The organism is Rathayibacter sp. VKM Ac-2929 (assembly GCF_022815495.1).
In the GTDB taxonomy this organism is placed as follows: Bacteria; Actinomycetota; Actinomycetes; order Actinomycetales; family Microbacteriaceae; genus Rathayibacter; species Rathayibacter festucae.
The window spans coordinates 241,796-257,538 of the sequence record NZ_JALGRV010000003.1 but is presented as its reverse complement, the minus strand read 5'-3'; the positions used below and the strand labels follow the sequence as shown (position 1 = coordinate 257,538).

Below are 15,743 nucleotides of genomic sequence, written 5' to 3'. Positions count from 1 at the left end.
CTCTCGGACGGGCGGTACCAGCGTAGGCGCGGGCGCGGGCCGCGGCGCCCGGTCCCGTACGCTGGCGGTCGAGCGGTGAGGAGCAGGCATGGCGCGTCGTGAGGCGACCCCCGCGGCCCCGGGCAGCCGCGCCCTCGTCGTCGACCTGATCCGCTCCTCCGGACCGATCAGCCGCGTCGAGCTCACCTCGGCGACCGGCCTGACCCAGCCGTCGATCTCGCTGATCGTGCGCAAGCTGCTGACCGACGGCATCGTCCGCGAGACCGGATCCACGGCCAGCGGCGGCAAGCCGCGGCAGATGCTCGAGATCAACACCCGGGCGCGGATCGGCGTCGGTGTCCAGCTCGGCTTCGAATCGATCACCTTCGTGGCGACCGACGCCGGCGGCGGAGTGCTCGCGCGCCAGCAGATCCGCGGGGCGGCGCTCGCGGCCCCGGAGGAGGTCACGCGGCGGATCGTCGACGGCTACGCCGCGTTCGTCCGCGGCACCGGCCTCGACCGCCGCACCATCGCCGGCGTCGCGGTCGTCGCGCCCGGGCCGATCGACCAGGCCCCCGGCCGGATCCTCGGCCCGCCCACCCTGCAGGGCTGGCGCGACTTCCCCCTGCGCGAGGAGCTCGGTACCGGCTTCGGCATCCCGATCCTGCTCGACAACGACGCGGCGGCCGCCGCCATCGGCGAGTTCTGGAGCCGCGGCGTCTCGCGGCACGAGACCTTCGGCAGCATCTACGTCGGCACCGGGATCGGCGCCGGCATCGTGCTCGACGGCGCGCTCTTCCGCGGAGCCAGCTCCAACGCCGCCGAGATCGGCCACATCACCATCGCCCCGGGCGGCCGCGAGTGCTTCTGCGGCAACATCGGCTGCCTCGAGCGCTACGCCGCGCCTTCCGTCGTCGTCGAGGACGCGAGCGTCGACCGGGCCGCCTTCGCCGACCTCGACCTCACCTTCGAGGTGGAGCAGAACGCCCGCGACTTCGACGTGCTGAGCCTCGCCGCGATCAACGGCCACCCCGCCGCGGAGGCGCTGCTGCAGCGATCCGCCGGGCACCTCGCCGACGGCGCCGTCACCCTCGCCAACCTGTTCGACCTCGACGCGCTCGTCCTCACCGGCCCCGGAGTCGCGATCGCCGGCTCGATCTATACGCGGGCGCTGCGCTCCCGGCTCGAGGGCCGCCGGTTCGCCCGCCGCGCGCACCCGATCAGCGTCGAGCTGTCGGCGAATCCGCGCGACGCCGCGGCGATCGGCGCCTCCTCCCTCGTGCTGCAGAGCACGCTCTCGCCCGGCCACGGGCCCGTGCTGCACCAGCCCGCATGACCGAGGTCGTGACTCCGGGGGGCATCGTGCGCGGCCGGGTGCTGGAGACGCCGGACGGCGCGGTGCACGCCTTCCTCGGCGTGCCGTACCTGCGGGTGGCCGAGCGCTTCCGGCCCGGCGCGGCGGTGGAGCCGTGGACGGGGGTGCGCCCGGCGATCTCGCGCGGGCCTGTCGCGCCGCAGCCGTTCGCCGACGCGCCCGTCTCCGAGCGGGACTCCCTGCACCTGAACATCTGGACGCCCGATCCCGCCGCCCGCGACCTGCCCGTGCTCGTCTGGGTGCACGGCGGCCTGCACCTCGTCGGATCGAACGCGGAGCCGCTCTCCGACGGCGCGCGCCTCGCCGCCGCGGGCCGCAGGGTCGTCGTCTCCGTCAACCACCGCCTCGGCGCCCTCGGCTTCCTGACGCTCGAGCACCTGCTCGGCGCGGAGTACGCCGACTCCGCGAACCTCGCCTTGCTGGACGTCATCGCCGCGCTCCGCTGGCTGCGCTCGGGCATCGCCGCGTTCGGCGGGGACGCGTCGCGGGTGACCCTCGCCGGGCAGTCCGCGGGTGCGGTGCTCGTCTCGGCGCTGCTCGCCGCGCCCGCTGCCGCCGGGCTCTTCCAGCGGGCCGTGCTGCAGAGCGGCAACCCGGAGCGGATCGGCACGCGGGCCTTCGGCGAGGGCGTCACCGCTGAGCTGCTCGCGCTCCTGGGCCTGGCGGACGACCCGTCGCGGCTGCTCGCGCTGCCGTGGGAGGACGTGGTCGCCGCCCAGCAGCGGCTGATCGAGCGCCGCTCGGCCGGCCACCCGAACCCGACGCCCGCCTTCCGGCCGAGCCTCGACGGCCGCGTGCTGCCCGCGGCGCCGGTGGACGCGGTCGCCGCCGGGGCGTCCTCGACGGTGGATCTGATCGTCGGCACGAACGTGAACGAGGGCTCCGGCTTCGTCGATCCCGGCGGCCCGGACCCGTCCCCGGAGCTCCTCGAGCGCGAGCTGACGCTGCTCCTGCCGCACTGGCCCGCGTCGCGCGGCAGCCGGACGGAGGCGTTCGCCGCAGCCCTCCGCGCCGACCTCGGCCGCGAGGTGTCCGGTGCCGAGCTCCTCGAGGCCTGCCTCACCGAGACGATCTACCGGCAGCCCAGCCAGCGCCTCCTCGACGCCCGCGCCGGCGCCACCGGCTCGACCCGCGCCTACCTCTTCACCTGGGAGCAGCCCGCCTCCGCCGGACCGCGCCGCGCCGGCCACTCCCTCGAGCTGCCGTTCCTCTTCCGTCACCTCGACGACTCGGACCTCGCCCGCACCGAGGTCGGCGACACCGCCCCCACGTCCCTCCGCGACGCCCTCACCCGCCACTGGTCCGCCTTCGCCGCCACCGGCGCCCCGGGCCCCGACTGGCCCGAGTACGGCGCCACCCGCGCGACCCTCCTCCTCGCGGAGCCGCCCCGCGTCACCCACGCCCCCCGCGACGCCGTCCGCCGCCTGGCCGCGTCGTCCTGTCCGCCGACCCCCTGACCTCGCCCGCCGGACCCCCTCCCTCTCCGAAAGTTGTCGTACCCGAGAACCCACTACGACAACTTCTGCGCACCCGAGGCGTCCGCCTGCCGCTACTCCACTGTGTCGATCACGTCGATCCGCCAGCGGCCGTCGAAGACCAGGCCGATCCGCACGCGGTGGATCAGGTCCTTCTCCTCGGTGCTGCGGAACGTCTCCTTGCCGTTGGCGAGGACGCGGATACCCGTCGTGTCCAGGAGCGCCCCGACGACGGCGTCGGTACCCGAGTTCGACAGCAGCTCGACCTCGGAGACGACCATGCTCCCGACCTGCCTCACCTTGCCCCGCGAGTACCAGCGAGCATCCGAGTCGAGGCCCGGAAGCCCCTTCTCGGTCACCGCCTCCACCAGCTCCTCCGGAATGCTCGGCGTGTAGCCCCGCTGGGCCCATTCGTCGTAGGCGTTCACGAAGGCCCACACGGCCTCGACCGGTCCGACGTCCTCGACACACACAGCTCCGTCCCTCCTCTTCTCCTCCTCGACGAGGAGACGTGACGAGGGTGCCGGAATCGCCGCACGAGCTGCCGACCCAGGCGCGGAATCCTCGCCGAGGGCTCCGAGCAGAGATCACCTCGTGAGCGGGGAACTCCATGCTGACCAGGAAAGGCCACCTCGTCAGTGCGGGGAGCTCCATGCTGATCGAGTAGCCCGCACAGCGGGCGTATCGAGATCCACCGTCATCAGAACAAGAGTCTGCAGAACCGCCCTCCTGACGACCGCGGGTCTCGATACGCCCCTGCGCGGCTACTCGACCAGCATGAACAGCCACCACCGCACCCGTCCCTCTTGAAGAAGATCACCTGGTCAGTGCGGAGATGTTCATGCTGATCGAGTAGCCCTGAGCACCCGCACCGTGCGCCGCTCCTTCGAGCTCGACGCGCGTCTGCCGGGCGGTGCGGCGTGATCCGGGTGCTCCTCGCCGACGACGAGGACATGATCCGCACCGCCCTCGCCGCGCTGCTCCGGCTGGAGCCGGACCTCGAGATCGTCGGCGAGTGCCGCGACGGCGCGGAGGCGGTCGCCGAGGCCGTGCGGCTCGAGCCCGACGTCTGCCTCTTCGACGTCGAGATGCCCGGCATGGACGGCATCGAGGCGGCCGAACGCCTGCGCCGCGTCTCGGCGACCCGGGTCGTCGTGGTCACCCGGCACGCGCGGCCCGGCGTGCTGCGCCGCGCGCTGGCCGTCGGGGTCAGTGGCTTCCTGCCCAAGTCGCGGCGGGTGGAGGACGTGGCGGAGGTGATCCGCCAGGTGGCAGCGGGCCGCCGCTACGTGGATCCCGAGATCGCGGCCGACGCCCTCGCGACCACGCGCAGCCCGCTCACCGACCGCGAGCTGGACGTCCTGAGCGCCGGCTCCCGCGGGGAGACCACCGGCGAGATCGGCAGGGCCCTGCACCTGTCCGCGGGCACCGTGCGCAACCACGTCTCGTCGATCCTGCGCAAGCTCGACGTCGACACCCGCCAGCGCGCCGTGATCGAGGCCCGCGAGAACGGCTGGATCTGACGCCTCAGCCCGGCACTACCCCGTCCGATCCGCAGGCGATCCGCCCCTCCTGCCTCCCGCCCTCGCGCCGGTGAGCGGCTTCCCCGCCGAATCACCTGCACAACGGAGGAGCACCTGCACAACGCGCGCACACCTGCACACCGGACGCGCACCTGCACTGCGGAAGGCTGCTGTCCGATCTGCAGGCGATCCGCCCCTCCTGCCCCCGCCCTCGCGCCGGTAGACGGCTTCCGCGCCGAATCACCTGCACAACGGACGCGCACCTGCACAACGCGCGGGCACCTGCACAACGGAGGAGCACCTGCACACCGGCCCGGCACCCTTCCGGAGGGGTTCTGTCCGATGTGCAGGCGATCACACCGGCACGAGACGCACGGGCGCGGCGGAAACCGCGTTCCCGCGCGGATCGCCTGCAGATCGAACCGGCACCGCCGGGCTCAGAGCGCGATGACCACGCTCTTCAGCTCGCAGAACGAGCGCAGCGCCTCCTCGCCCAGGTCGCGCCCCATCCCGGACTCCCCCACGCCGCCGAACGACAGCGCCGGGTCGAACAGGTTGTACGTGTTGACCCACACCGTCCCCGCGCGCAGTCGCCGCCCCATCCGGTGCGCCCGCGCCAGGTCGTTCGTCCACACGCCGGCGGCGAGGCCGTAGGTCTGGTCGTTGGCGAGAGACACCGCCTCGTCCTCGTCCTCGAACGGGATGATGCCGACGACCGGTCCGAAGATCTCCTCGCGCGCGATGGTCATCGTGTTCGTGACGCCCGTGAACAGCGTCGGCTCGACGTAGTAGCCCGGCCGGTCCGGCACGCCGCCGCCCACCGCGACGACCGCGCCCTCCGCCTCGCCCTGCGCGATAAAGCCGAGCACCTGCTGCCGCTGCTCCTCGGACACGAGCGGCCCGACGGTCACGCCGCCGGCCAGCCCGTCGCCGAGCGCGACCCTCCGCACCGCCGCGGTCAGCCGCTCCGTCGTCTCCTCGAGGATCGAGCGCTGCACCAGCAGCCGGCTGCCCGCCGTGCACATCTGGCCGGAGTGGCCGAACGACGCCCGCATCGCGGTCAGCACGACGGCGTCCAGGTCGGCGTCCTCGAACACGATGTTCGGGCTCTTGCCGCCCAGTTCCAGAGTCAAGCGGGTGAAGTCCTCGCTCGCGGCGCGCATCACCTTCCGGCCGACCTCGGTGCTGCCGGTGAAGGAGACCTTGCTGACCAGGGGGTGCTCGGTGAGCGCCGCGCCGACCCGGCCGTCGCCGGTGAGCACGTTGACGACTCCCGCGGGGACGCCCGCCTCCTCGCAGAGGGCCGCGAGGCGCAGCATCGTCAGCGGAGTCTGCTCCGCCGGCTTCACGACCACCGTGCAGCCCGCGGCGAGCGCCGGCGCCAGCTTGAAGCTCGCCGTCATGATCGGGAAGTTCCACGGCAGGATCAGCGCCGCGACTCCCACCGGCTCGAGCGTCGTGTAGACGTGGTGCTGCGCGTCGACGGGCACGACCGTTCCGGTCAGCCGCGACGGCGCGCCGGCGTAGTAGCGGAAGACCCGGGCCGAGGTCGCCGTGTCGGCGCGGGAGCGCTCGATCGGCTTGCCGTTGTCGCGGGTCTCGAGCACCGCGAGCTCCTCGAGACGCTCCTCGATCAGGTCGGCGACGCGGTTCAGGATGCGGCTGCGGTCGTGCGGGCTCATCCCGCTCCAGCGCGCGTCGTCGTGCGCGCGGCGGGCGGCGGTGACGGCCGCCTCGATCTCGGCGGGGCCGGCCTGCGGGACGCGGGTGAGCAGCTCCTCCGTGGCGGGATCGACGATGTCGAGCAGCTCCGCGCCCTCGGGAGCGAGCCACGCGCCGTCGACGAGGAAGGGCTCGATCGGCGCGAGCGGGGCGAGGGTGTCTCTCATGGGGTCTGCGTCTCTCTCATCGGGGGCCGGGTCGGGGCCGGAGTCGTCGGGGCCGAGGGGGCGGGGCGGTCGGTCAGGGCCGGTCGGTCAGGGCCGGTCGAGCAGGCGAGCGGGCTCCTCGACGCTCATCCGCCGCAGCACGTCGTCCGCGACGCCGAGCGCGCGGAGCCCCGGCAGGACGCGCGCGCCGAGGTGGTCGAAGCCGTGCCCGCCGAAGCGGCGCAGCTGGCCCTTCGTCCAGGTGCTGTGGCCGAGCACCCAGCGGATGCCGGGGTCGGTGCCGAGCAGCTCCAGCAGCGCATCCAGGCGCTGCGGGTCGCTCGCGTTGCGGATCCGGCCGACGTGCGCGCCCTCGTTGCCGAAGCAGAGCTCGAGCACGGCGCCGGCCCGGCCGAGGTCGCGGAGGTAGGGCAGGTCGAGGAACTCGTCGACGGTGCTGAACACGACGCGGGAGGGATCCACTCCCTCGGCGACGACGTGCGCGAGCACCTCGAGCCCGTTGCGGGCGTCGGCGGCGAGCCGGACGGTGATCGCGGAGCCGGTGGCGGCGGCCGCGCGGGCCGCGGCGGTGAGGCTGATCCGCTCCTGCTCGCCCTCGGGAGTCGCGAAGGCGCCGGTCGTGCCCATCAGGCCGAGCAGTCCCGCGCGGTAGGTCGTGCCGGGGATCGCCTCCGTCAGCGCGCGGGTGAAGAGCTCGGTGCGGCCGTCGACATCGAGGGCGAGGTACCACTCGGGCAGCAGCCGCGGGAGGTAGGCGCCGTAGCCGGCGACGATCGCGACGCCCGCCTGGCCGGACAGCTCGGGCAGTCGGGCGTGGTCGGGTCCGAAGCCGAGCGAGCTGAGGTCGACGGCCGCAGTGAGACCGGCCGACGCTCCCATGCGGAGTTCGTCGGCGAGCAGCTCGACGTCGTCGAGGCGGAGGTTGTCGGCGAGCGCGAGCTGGCTCCAGCGCAGGGCGGCCGCGAGCTCGGCGGTGACCGGGGCGTCCGGATCGAGCGCCTCGACGCCGGGCCGCTGCAGCGCGCTCGCGTCGGTCAGCAGATGCTCGTGCATCGACACGACGCCGAGCTCCGCCGCCTCGATCGGGCCGAGGACCGTCTGGATGGCCATGCGCCGCCTCTCGCGCGGCACGCTGCCGCTGGATCCAATATAGAGCCGGATGGATCCAGAGGCGACGTGTCGGTACTCTCCCAGCCTCGCCATCGCTGTCCCTGAGTAGAATCGCAGACAGCAAGGGGAGTACTCCCGACTGCGGTGAGCCCGTCATGACGGATGCGAAGGAGCGTCCCGGGCCATCGGCTCCGCCACCACCTCCGAGAGGTCCCGGCCGGAGTGGAGGAGACCTTGGTCCCTCATCGACCGACCCTCTTGGAGCACCCCCGTGCAGATCACACCCGTCATCTGGCTGATCACCATCGCCGTGACGATCGCCTTCTTCGTCTACGAGTTCTTCGCGCACGTGCGGAAGCCGCACGAGCCGACCATCGGCGAGTCCGCCCGCTGGTCGGCCTTCTACATCGGCCTCGCGCTGCTGTTCGGCGTCGGCATCGGCTTCGTCGCCGATTGGCGCTACGGCGGCGAGTACTTCGCCGGCTATCTCACCGAAAAGGCGCTGTCGCTCGACAACCTCTTCCTCTTCCTGATCATCATGACCGGGTTCGCGGTGCCGAAGATCTACCAGCAGAAGGTGCTGATGATCGGCATCGTCATCGCGCTGATCATGCGCGGCGGCTTCATCGCGGTCGGCGCGGCCCTGATCGAGAACTTCTCCTGGGTCTTCTACCTCTTCGGCGCCCTGCTCTTCGTGCTGGCCTACCAGCAGATCAAGGGCGACCACGGCGACCCCTCGAACAACGCCTTCATGCGCCTGGTGCGCCGCGTCCTCCCCGTCACCGACGAGTACCACGGCGACAAGCTGACGGTGAAGAAGGACGGCCGCCGCTTCGTCACCCCGATGCTGCTGACCATCGTCGCCATCGGCTTCATCGACCTCGTCTTCGCGCTCGACTCGATCCCCGCCATCTACGGCCTGACCAACGAGGCCTACATCGTCTTCACCGCGAACGCCTTCGCGCTGATGGGCCTGCGCCAGCTGTTCTTCCTGATCGGCGGACTGCTCGAGCGCCTCGTCTACCTCAGCCAGGGCCTTGCCGTCATCCTCGGCTTCATCGCCGTGAAGCTCGTCTTCCACGCCCTGCACGTCAACGAGGTCCCCTTCATCAACGGCGGCGAGCCGCTGCTCTGGGTCCCCGAGATCCCGATCTGGTTCTCGCTCACCTTCATCGGCTCGACGATCGCCGTCGCCACGATCGCCAGCCTCCTGAAGACCCGCGGCGACCGCTCCAAGTCCGACCGCGCCACCGTCCAGGACGCCCCCCTGGAGACCCCGGCCGACGTCCCCTCCCGCCGCGAGCACTGACCCCCTCCGCGAGATGCCACTTGTGCACCCGACACGCCGCCAAAGGCATGCACAAGTGGCATCTCGCAGCAGCGCGCCGCGCCGATCGAGCAGCGCCCCCTCTTTGCTGATCGAGTAGCCCGCGCAGCGGGCGTATCAAGATCCCCCACCTTCAGCAGACAGGTCTGCAGACCCGCCCTCCCGGGGACGCCGGGTCTCGATACGCCCCTCCGGGGCTACTCGACCAGCATGCGTCTCCACGGACGACGTGAGTGCGTCGCGAGATGCCACTTGTGCACGCGACACGCCGTGAAAGGCGTGCACAAGTGGCATCTCGCGGGGGGGCGCGTCAGAGGGTGGGCGTCCAGATGCGCATCGTGGAGGGGCCGCGGTTCGCCCAGCGGTAGTAGGGGTGGAACTCTGCGGTGAAGCGCTCGCCGAGCTCCGCCGAGACGGAGTACGGCCACGCGGACGCCGGGGCGTCGCGGCACACGAGCGCCACCCGGGCGCCGTCGCCGACAGCGACCGGCGAGACCTCGGCGTCCACCGCCACGTGCTCCGTGTCGAGGCCGTCCGGCAGCTCGAGCGACTCCAGCGCCAGCACGAACGGCCCGCGCTCCACCGCGACCTGCCCGCGCACCGCGTCGATCCGCGGGTGCGGCGTCACGAAGCGCGCCGGCATCGGCAGCGACAGCCGCACCACGTCGCCGGCCGCGAACGCCCGCCGCACCGTCACCGTCGACAGCCCCGCGTCCACCGCCTGCCCGTCCAGCAGCGCCGTCCCGCGCGCGAACGGCGGGATCCGCAGCGTCAGCGCGAACTCCGCGTCCGCGAGGACCCGCACCGCGATCTCGCCGTCCTCCGGATACGCGGTCTCCACCTCGAGCGACACGTCGCCCGTCGTCACCCGGTACGCCCCGTACTGGTGCAGCTGCACCCCGTCGTCCGTCGCGGTCGCGAAGCTCAGCTCGACGCTCGCGAGGGTCCGCGCCGTGTTCGTCGGACAGCAGGACACCCAGAACCACGGCGCCCGCAGGCTCGACTGCGCCCGGTCGGTCTCGACGCTCTCGTCCGGCGCCACCCCGTCCACCCGCTGCTGCAGCGTGTTCGTGTAGAAGAAGGCGCGCCCGTCCTCGCGAGTCGCGGGCAGCACGGCGTTCAGCAGCGTCCGCTCCATCAGATCCGCATAGACCGCGTCGTCCGAGCGCAGCAGCAGCCGCCACGACAGCATGTTCGACGCGATCGCCGCGCAGGTCTCGGCGTAGGCGCGGTCCGGCGGCAGCTCGAAGTCGGCGCCGAACGCCTCGTCCTGGTGGTGCGAGCCCATCCCGCCGGTCAGATAGGTCCGGCGCGCGACCGTCGCCGCCCACTGCCTCCCCACCGCGGCCTCGAGCTCCGCGTCGCCCGTCTCCACGGCGACGTCGAGCGCCCCCGCGGAGAGGTACAGCGCCCGCACCGCGTGCCCGCGCAGCACCTCGGCCGAGCGCACCGGCACGTCGTCCTGGAAGTACTCCGGCCCGAAGGCGATCGGACCGAGCGTCCCAGTGCCCCGCCGCTCGACGAACAGCCGCGCCTGCTCCAGGTACCGACCGTCGCCGGTGGCCCGCGCCAGCTCGGCGAGCGCCGGCTCGATCTCGGGATGCCCGCAGACCGCGACGCGCCCCTCCGCCCCGAACACCTCGATCACGTGATCGGCGAGACGCCGCGCGACGGCCGGCAGCAGGTCGTCGTACCCGGTGCGCAGCCGCGCCACGGCGGCCTGGATCAGGTGGCCGAAGCAGTACAGCTCGTGGCCCCACTCCAGATCGGAGTAGCGCGCGCGCTGCCCCGGCCGGCCGAAGCTCGTGTGCAGGTAGCCGTCCTCGTCCTGGGCCCCCGCGACCCGCAGCACCAGCGCCTCGTACTGCGCAGCGAGCGCCGGATCGTCGGAGCGGCCCAGCTCCCACGCCATCGCCTCGAGCAGCTTGTAGACCTCCGAGTCGACGAACTCGATGCCCGCGTGGAGGTCGCCGCCGGCCGCCGAGGAGATCGCGCCGTTCGCCGCGCGGTCGAAGTTGCCGGCCCAGCCGACCCGCTCGATCCAGCTCAGGCAGTGGCCGATCACGGCGTCCGCGCCGAGCCGCTGGTAGTGCTGCCAGAAGCCGCCGGTCAGCCGGATCTCGTCCTGGCGCAGCGGCCGGAGCGCGCCCGCAGTCGGGGCGACGGGGCCGCCGAGGGCGACGGTGGTGGTCAGGGTCACGAGGATCTCCTAGGAGGAAGAGGGTCAGTCCTTGACGGCACCGGCGGTGACACCCGCCGAGACGTACCGCTGGGCGACGACGAGGAGGAGGGCGGCCGGGAGCGAGGCGACCACGGCGGTCGCCATGATCGAGTTCCACTCCTGGTTGTTGTTGCCGATGTACTTGTAGATGCCGAGCGTGATCGGCTGGAGCTTCCCGCCGCTGTCGAGGGTCGACGCGAAGATGAAGTCCGACCAGGCCCAGAGGAACGCGAAGAGCGACACCGTGACGACGGAGTTGCGGCTGATCGGCATGATCACCGAGGTGAAGGTGCGCCAGGCGCTCGCGCCGTCCATCCGCGCGGCCTGGGTCAGCTCGTCGGGGATGCCGGACATGAACGCGGTGAAGATCAGCACGCCGAACGGCACCGCGATGGTCGAGTCGGCCACGATCAGCCCGGGGATCGAGTTCAGCAGCCCGAGGTTGAGGTAGATGGCGTAGAAGCCCATCGCCATGATGATCGCCGGGATCATCTGCGCGATCAGGAGGACGAAGGAGAGCCCCTGCCCGCCGCGCGGCCGCAGCTTCGCGAGCGAGTACGCGGCCGGAGCGGCGATCGCCACGGTCAGCAGCACCGTGCCGAGCCCGACGATCAGGCTGGTGCCGAGGTACGGCAGCTGCTCGCTCAGCACGGCCTGGTAGCCCGAGAAGGTGGGCGCGAACGGGAACCAGTCCGGCGGATCCTTCCGCATCGATCCGGTCTGCGTCAGTGAGACGTTGATCATCCAGTAGACCGGGAACAGCATGATCGCGGTGAGCAGCACGCCCACGAGGGTGAGCCACCAGGGGCGCCGGGCGCTCATGCGTCGGCCTGCTTCCGCTGGACGCGGATGTAGATCAGGCCGAAGACCAGGGCGAGGATGATCAGGAGGTTGCCGACCGCCGCCGCGGGGCCGAAGTCGGGCAGCATCGAGCCGAAGCCGAGCTGGTAGGTCCAGGTCGCCAGGGTCGTCGACGAGTCCGCCGGACCGCCCTTGGTCATGATCCAGATGATGTCGAACACCTTCAGCGTGTAGACGAGGCCGAGCAGGATCGTGATCGCCGACACCGGGCGCAGCAGCGGCAGCGTGATCCGCCAGAACTGCTGGGCGCCGGTCGCGCCGTCGAGCGAGGCCGCCTCGTAGAGGTCCTGCGAGATGTTCTGCAGCCCGGAGTAGAGGATCACCAGGTTGAACGGGATGCCGATCCAGATGTTGGCGATCAGCACCGCGATCAGCGAGGTCGACGGCGAGGTCAGCCAGTTGATCTGCCCGATCCCGAACGACTCGAGGAACGCGTTGACGATCCCGGAGTCGCTGTTCAGCATCCACGACCAGGTCGAGGCCGAGACGATCAGGGGCAGCAGCCACGGCACCAGGAACAGCGCCCGGAGGGTGCTCGCGAGCGGGAAGCGCCGGTAGAAGAAGACCGCGAGCGCGAGCCCCAGCGTGAACTGGAAGATCAGCGAGACGCCCGTGAACACCGCGGTGTGCAGCAGCGCGGGGCCGAAGGTCGGGTCGCGGAAGACCTGCACGTAGTTGTCGAACCAGACGAACGGGGCGTTGCCCTGCACGAAGGAGCGGACCGTGTAGTCCTTCAGGCTCAGCTCGAGGTTGCGGTAGAGCGGGAAGGCGTAGAACACGAGCAGATAGACGACGAGCGGGGCGAGGAACGCCCACGCCGCGAGCTGCCCGCCCGGCCGCCGCCGCCTGGGCGCCGGGGCCGCGACGGCCGCGACCCCGGGCTCGGCCTCGCGGCGCAGCAGCCGCCCCGTCTCAGTGGCCGTCGTCATCGTTCCTCCCGCATGCTGGTCGAGCAGCCCCGCATCGCGCCCTGCATGCTGGTCGAGTAGCCCCGCAGGGGCGTATCGAGACCCACCACCGCAAGAACCTCGGGCCTGCAGACCACCCCTCCGACGCCGGCAGATCCCGAGACGCCCGCAGAGCGGACTGCTCGATCAGCAAGGGGCTCCACACCGCTCATCACTGCGTCGCGGACTCGGCCGCCGACTGCGCCGCCTTCAGCGCGTCGGCCGGCGACTGCGAGCCGCTCAGCGCGGTCTGCACCGCGGACCAGAGCTGCTCGGAGATCTTCGGGTACTTCGTCCCGAGGTCGTCCGAGGTGCGGCCCTTCGCGGCCTGGACGGCCTCGACCCAGGGCTCGAGGTCGGCGTTCCCGGCGACCTGCGCCTCCTGCGCCGCGGCCGTCGGGGCGATGTACGACAGCGTGTCGTCGGTCGTCACCAGGTTCTCCGTCGAGGTGAGGCACTCGGCGATCGCCGTCGACGTCTCGTAGCGCGCCTCGTCCTTCTGCACGGGCAGGGTGAGGAACTCGCCGCCGGTCGGGGCGGGGGCCGAGCCGCCGTCCTTCGCGGGGATGGTGAGGATGCCGTAGTCGATGCCGGAGGCCTTGGCGTTCGCGAGCTGCCAGGTGCCGTTCTCGCCGAAGGCGTACTCGCCGGTCTCGAACTCCTGCCAGCTCGTGGTCTGGGTGTTGCCGATCACGGAGTTGGGCGCGTAGCCCTTCTCCAGCCAGTCGGTCCAGAGCGAGACCGCGTCCACGGCGGCGTCCGAGTCGAGCTCGGTCAGCTCGGCGCCGGAGCCCCAGAACCAGGGCAGGAACTGGAAGGTGCCCTCCTCGGTGCCGATGCCCGAGAACGTGATGCCCTTGCCGCCCGAGGCGGTGACCTTCTCGAGCGCGGCGGTGAGGCTCGCCCAGTCGGTGATCGAGGACACGTCGACGCCGGCCGTGGCCAGCACGGTCTTGTTGTAGTACAGCGCCAGCGTGTTCGCGCCGATCGGGACGCCGAAGGTGTCGCCGCCGACCTCGCCCGCGGCCAGGATGTTGGCGTCGATGTCGCCGGTCTCGAGGCCGTTCTCGGCGGTGGTGGTCAGGATGCCCGACTCGGCGAGCGTGGAGACGACCGGGTTGTCGACGAGCAGGATGTCGGGCGAGCTGCCCTGCTGCCCGGCGAGGAGCGCCTTGTTGGTCAGGTCGGTGGTGTCGTAGCCGGTGCGCTCGACGGTGACGCCGGCCTCGGTGCCGCAGGAGTCGATGAGCTTCGCCCAGTCGGACGACTCGTCGAACTGGGGGTACGGGTCCCAGAAGGTGTAGGTTCCGCCGGCGGCGGAGGAGTCGCCTCCCGAGCCTCCCGCGCAGCCGGTCAGTGCTGCGGCTGCGGTCCCGAGCAGGACGGCGGCGGCGAGGCCCCGAGTGTGCTTCCTCTTCATCGCGGATGTTCCCTTCGTCGTTGACGGGTGGTGCTGGCCGGTCTCGGCGACCGCCGGACCGAAACTACTTTCTGCGGGTTCAAAGTAGACAGGGCGGGAAGGTCGAGTCAAGAGTTGTCGCGTTTTCGGTGTTTTCGGTTCGCGGGATCCTGTGCGAGGATCGTCCAGGGCGCACCGGCGTCCCGCGGAAGGAGGACGTCATCGCGCCGCGCAAGCCCACGGGCACCATCACGCTGACCGACGTCGCCCGCGAGGCCGGCGTCTCGATCGCCACCGCGTCGAAGGCGCTGAACGGCCGCGACCAGGTCCGCGCCGAGACCCGCCAGAAGGTGCTCGACGCCGCCGCCGCGCTCTCCTTCACCCCGAACCCGTTCGCGCAGGCCCTCAACTCGCGCCGCACCGGCACGATCGGGATGCTCACCAACGACCTCGACAACCGCTTCGTGCTGCCCGTGCTGCTGGGCGCCGAGGACGCGTTCGGCGCCGGCTCCACCTCGGTGTTCCTCTGCGACGCCCGCGGCGACTCGATCCGCGAGCAGCACCACATCAAGAACCTGCTGGCCAAGCGCGTCGACGGGATCGTCGTGCTCGGCCGGACGACCAACCCGCGCCCGTCGATCACCGCGACGATCCCCGTCCCGGTCGTCTACGCCTACGCACCCTCCGAGGACGAGCGCGACTCCTCCTTCACGCCCGACAACACGCTCGCCGGCGTGCTCGCGGCCCGCCACCTGATCGAGCGTGGTCGCACCCGCATCGCGCTGATCAACGGCGAGCCCAGCTACACCGCCGCGCACGACCGCGCCCGCGGCGTCGAGCGCGCGCTGACGGAGGCGGGCCTCCCGCTGGTCGGCGGCGACGTGCTCTACGGCCAGTGGTCGGAGAGCTGGGGCCGCCAGTGCGCCGAGTCGCTGCTCGCCGCGCACCCCGATCTCGACGCCATCATCTGCGCGAGCGACCAGATCGCCCGCGGCGCCCTCGACCACCTGCGCGAGAGCGGGCACCCCGTGCCGCGCGACGTCGCCGTCGTCGGCTTCGACAACTGGGACCTCCTCGTCGAGGCCGCCCGCCCCCCGCTCACCAGCATCGACATGCAGCTCGAGGCCCTCGGCCGCGCCGCCGCCGAGGAGCTCTCCCACGCCATCCACGGCCGCGCGACGCCCGGCGTCCGCTCGATGCCCGTGCGCCTCGTCCCCCGCGAGTCCTCCGGCTGACGCCGGGGGTTCCGCGGGCGATGGTCCCGGCGGGCGGGTCTCGATACGCCGCGTCCCGCGGCTGCTCGACCCGCATGCATCCGGTCGGGCAGGCCTCTTCCTGCAGGTCGAGCAGCCCCGTTCACCCTGGTCGATGAGGCCGGTTCATGCTGGTCGAGTAGCCCCGCAGGGGCGTATCGAGACCCGCCCCCCGACCGATCAGAACGTGTTGCGCCTGGCTGCCGGGCGCAGCTGACCCGCATGGCATCATGCGCTGGTGAGCGCCCCCGACCTGAACGCGGATGTCCTGGCTCCGTTCCGAGACTCCAGCGTCGATCGGCATGTCACCCTGCTGCTCGGTGCCGGTGCGTCGACGTCATCGGGGCTGCCCGGGTGGGACGAGCTCGGCTCCTCCTGAAGAGC

The 15,743-nt window shown here is 71.9% G+C and carries 13 protein-coding genes; 6 read left to right on the top strand and 7 right to left on the bottom strand.

From position 1 onward, the window contains the following. Positions 1 to 88 precede the first annotated feature (88 nt). A complete protein-coding gene (locus tag MT355_RS10350; protein ID WP_243599446.1) occupies positions 89 to 1,315 on the top strand; it encodes an ROK family transcriptional regulator in 1,227 nt (408 codons plus the stop codon). Further along, complete coding sequence (locus tag MT355_RS10345; protein ID WP_243599445.1) at positions 1,312 to 2,811, top strand: carboxylesterase family protein; 1,500 nt, start codon at positions 1,312 to 1,314, stop codon at positions 2,809 to 2,811. Before MT355_RS10350 ends, MT355_RS10345 begins: the two co-directional genes overlap by 4 nt. Positions 2,812 to 2,903: 92 nt before the next feature. Here the strand turns inward: MT355_RS10345 and MT355_RS10340 are convergent, their stop codons facing one another. Then, positions 2,904 to 3,302: a hypothetical protein gene (locus MT355_RS10340; RefSeq protein ID WP_243599444.1), complete on the bottom strand. Its 399-nt coding sequence runs from the start codon at positions 3,300 to 3,302 to the stop codon at positions 2,904 to 2,906. Between the two features lie 447 nt (positions 3,303 to 3,749). On the opposite strand from MT355_RS10340, the gene MT355_RS10335 reads away from it, so the two are divergent. Continuing rightward, positions 3,750 to 4,352, top strand: coding sequence for a response regulator transcription factor (locus MT355_RS10335; protein ID WP_132437287.1), 603 nt, complete (start codon positions 3,750 to 3,752; stop codon positions 4,350 to 4,352). 437 nt (positions 4,353 to 4,789) lie between these two features. Here the strand turns inward: MT355_RS10335 and MT355_RS10330 are convergent, their stop codons facing one another. Beyond that, entirely contained in the window at positions 4,790 to 6,241 is a 1,452-nt protein-coding gene (locus tag MT355_RS10330; RefSeq protein ID WP_243599443.1) for an aldehyde dehydrogenase, read from the bottom strand. A gap of 87 nt (positions 6,242 to 6,328) precedes the next feature. Further along, the gene (locus MT355_RS10325) at positions 6,329 to 7,351 is read right to left on the bottom strand and encodes a hypothetical protein (protein ID WP_243599442.1); all 1,023 of its coding nucleotides are present in this window, start codon (positions 7,349 to 7,351) and stop codon (positions 6,329 to 6,331) included. Between the two features lie 271 nt (positions 7,352 to 7,622). On the opposite strand from MT355_RS10325, the gene MT355_RS10320 reads away from it, so the two are divergent. Then, on the top strand, positions 7,623 to 8,660 hold the full coding sequence (locus MT355_RS10320; protein WP_243599441.1) for a TerC family protein: 1,038 nt from the start codon (positions 7,623 to 7,625) through the stop codon (positions 8,658 to 8,660). A gap of 328 nt (positions 8,661 to 8,988) precedes the next feature. Here the strand turns inward: MT355_RS10320 and MT355_RS10315 are convergent, their stop codons facing one another. From MT355_RS10315 to MT355_RS10300, 4 genes are all read right to left on the bottom strand, one after another. Next, positions 8,989 to 10,878: a beta-L-arabinofuranosidase domain-containing protein gene (locus MT355_RS10315; protein WP_243599440.1), complete on the bottom strand. Its 1,890-nt coding sequence runs from the start codon at positions 10,876 to 10,878 to the stop codon at positions 8,989 to 8,991. Positions 10,879 to 10,902: 24 nt separating this feature from the next. Beyond that, the gene (locus MT355_RS10310) at positions 10,903 to 11,721 is read right to left on the bottom strand and encodes a carbohydrate ABC transporter permease (RefSeq protein WP_159423915.1); all 819 of its coding nucleotides are present in this window, start codon (positions 11,719 to 11,721) and stop codon (positions 10,903 to 10,905) included. After that, on the bottom strand, positions 11,718 to 12,689 hold the full coding sequence (locus MT355_RS10305) for a carbohydrate ABC transporter permease (RefSeq protein WP_123736118.1): 972 nt from the start codon (positions 12,687 to 12,689) through the stop codon (positions 11,718 to 11,720). The genes MT355_RS10310 and MT355_RS10305 overlap by 4 nt, the downstream gene beginning before the upstream one ends. A gap of 190 nt (positions 12,690 to 12,879) precedes the next feature. After that, positions 12,880 to 14,127 carry an extracellular solute-binding protein gene (locus MT355_RS10300; RefSeq protein WP_243599439.1) on the bottom strand — a complete coding sequence of 416 codons (1,248 nt, stop codon included), beginning with the start codon at positions 14,125 to 14,127 and terminating at the stop codon, positions 12,880 to 12,882. Positions 14,128 to 14,255: 128 nt separating this feature from the next. Here MT355_RS10300 and MT355_RS10295 point away from each other — a divergent pair, with 128 nt between their 5' ends. Both MT355_RS10295 and MT355_RS10290 read left to right on the top strand, forming a co-directional pair. Further along, positions 14,256 to 15,341, top strand: coding sequence for a LacI family DNA-binding transcriptional regulator (locus tag MT355_RS10295; RefSeq protein WP_308197347.1), 1,086 nt, complete (start codon positions 14,256 to 14,258; stop codon positions 15,339 to 15,341). Between the two features lie 256 nt (positions 15,342 to 15,597). Then, positions 15,598 to 15,738, top strand: coding sequence for a hypothetical protein (locus tag MT355_RS10290; protein ID WP_243599438.1), 141 nt, complete (start codon positions 15,598 to 15,600; stop codon positions 15,736 to 15,738). Positions 15,739 to 15,743: the final 5 nt, after the last annotated feature.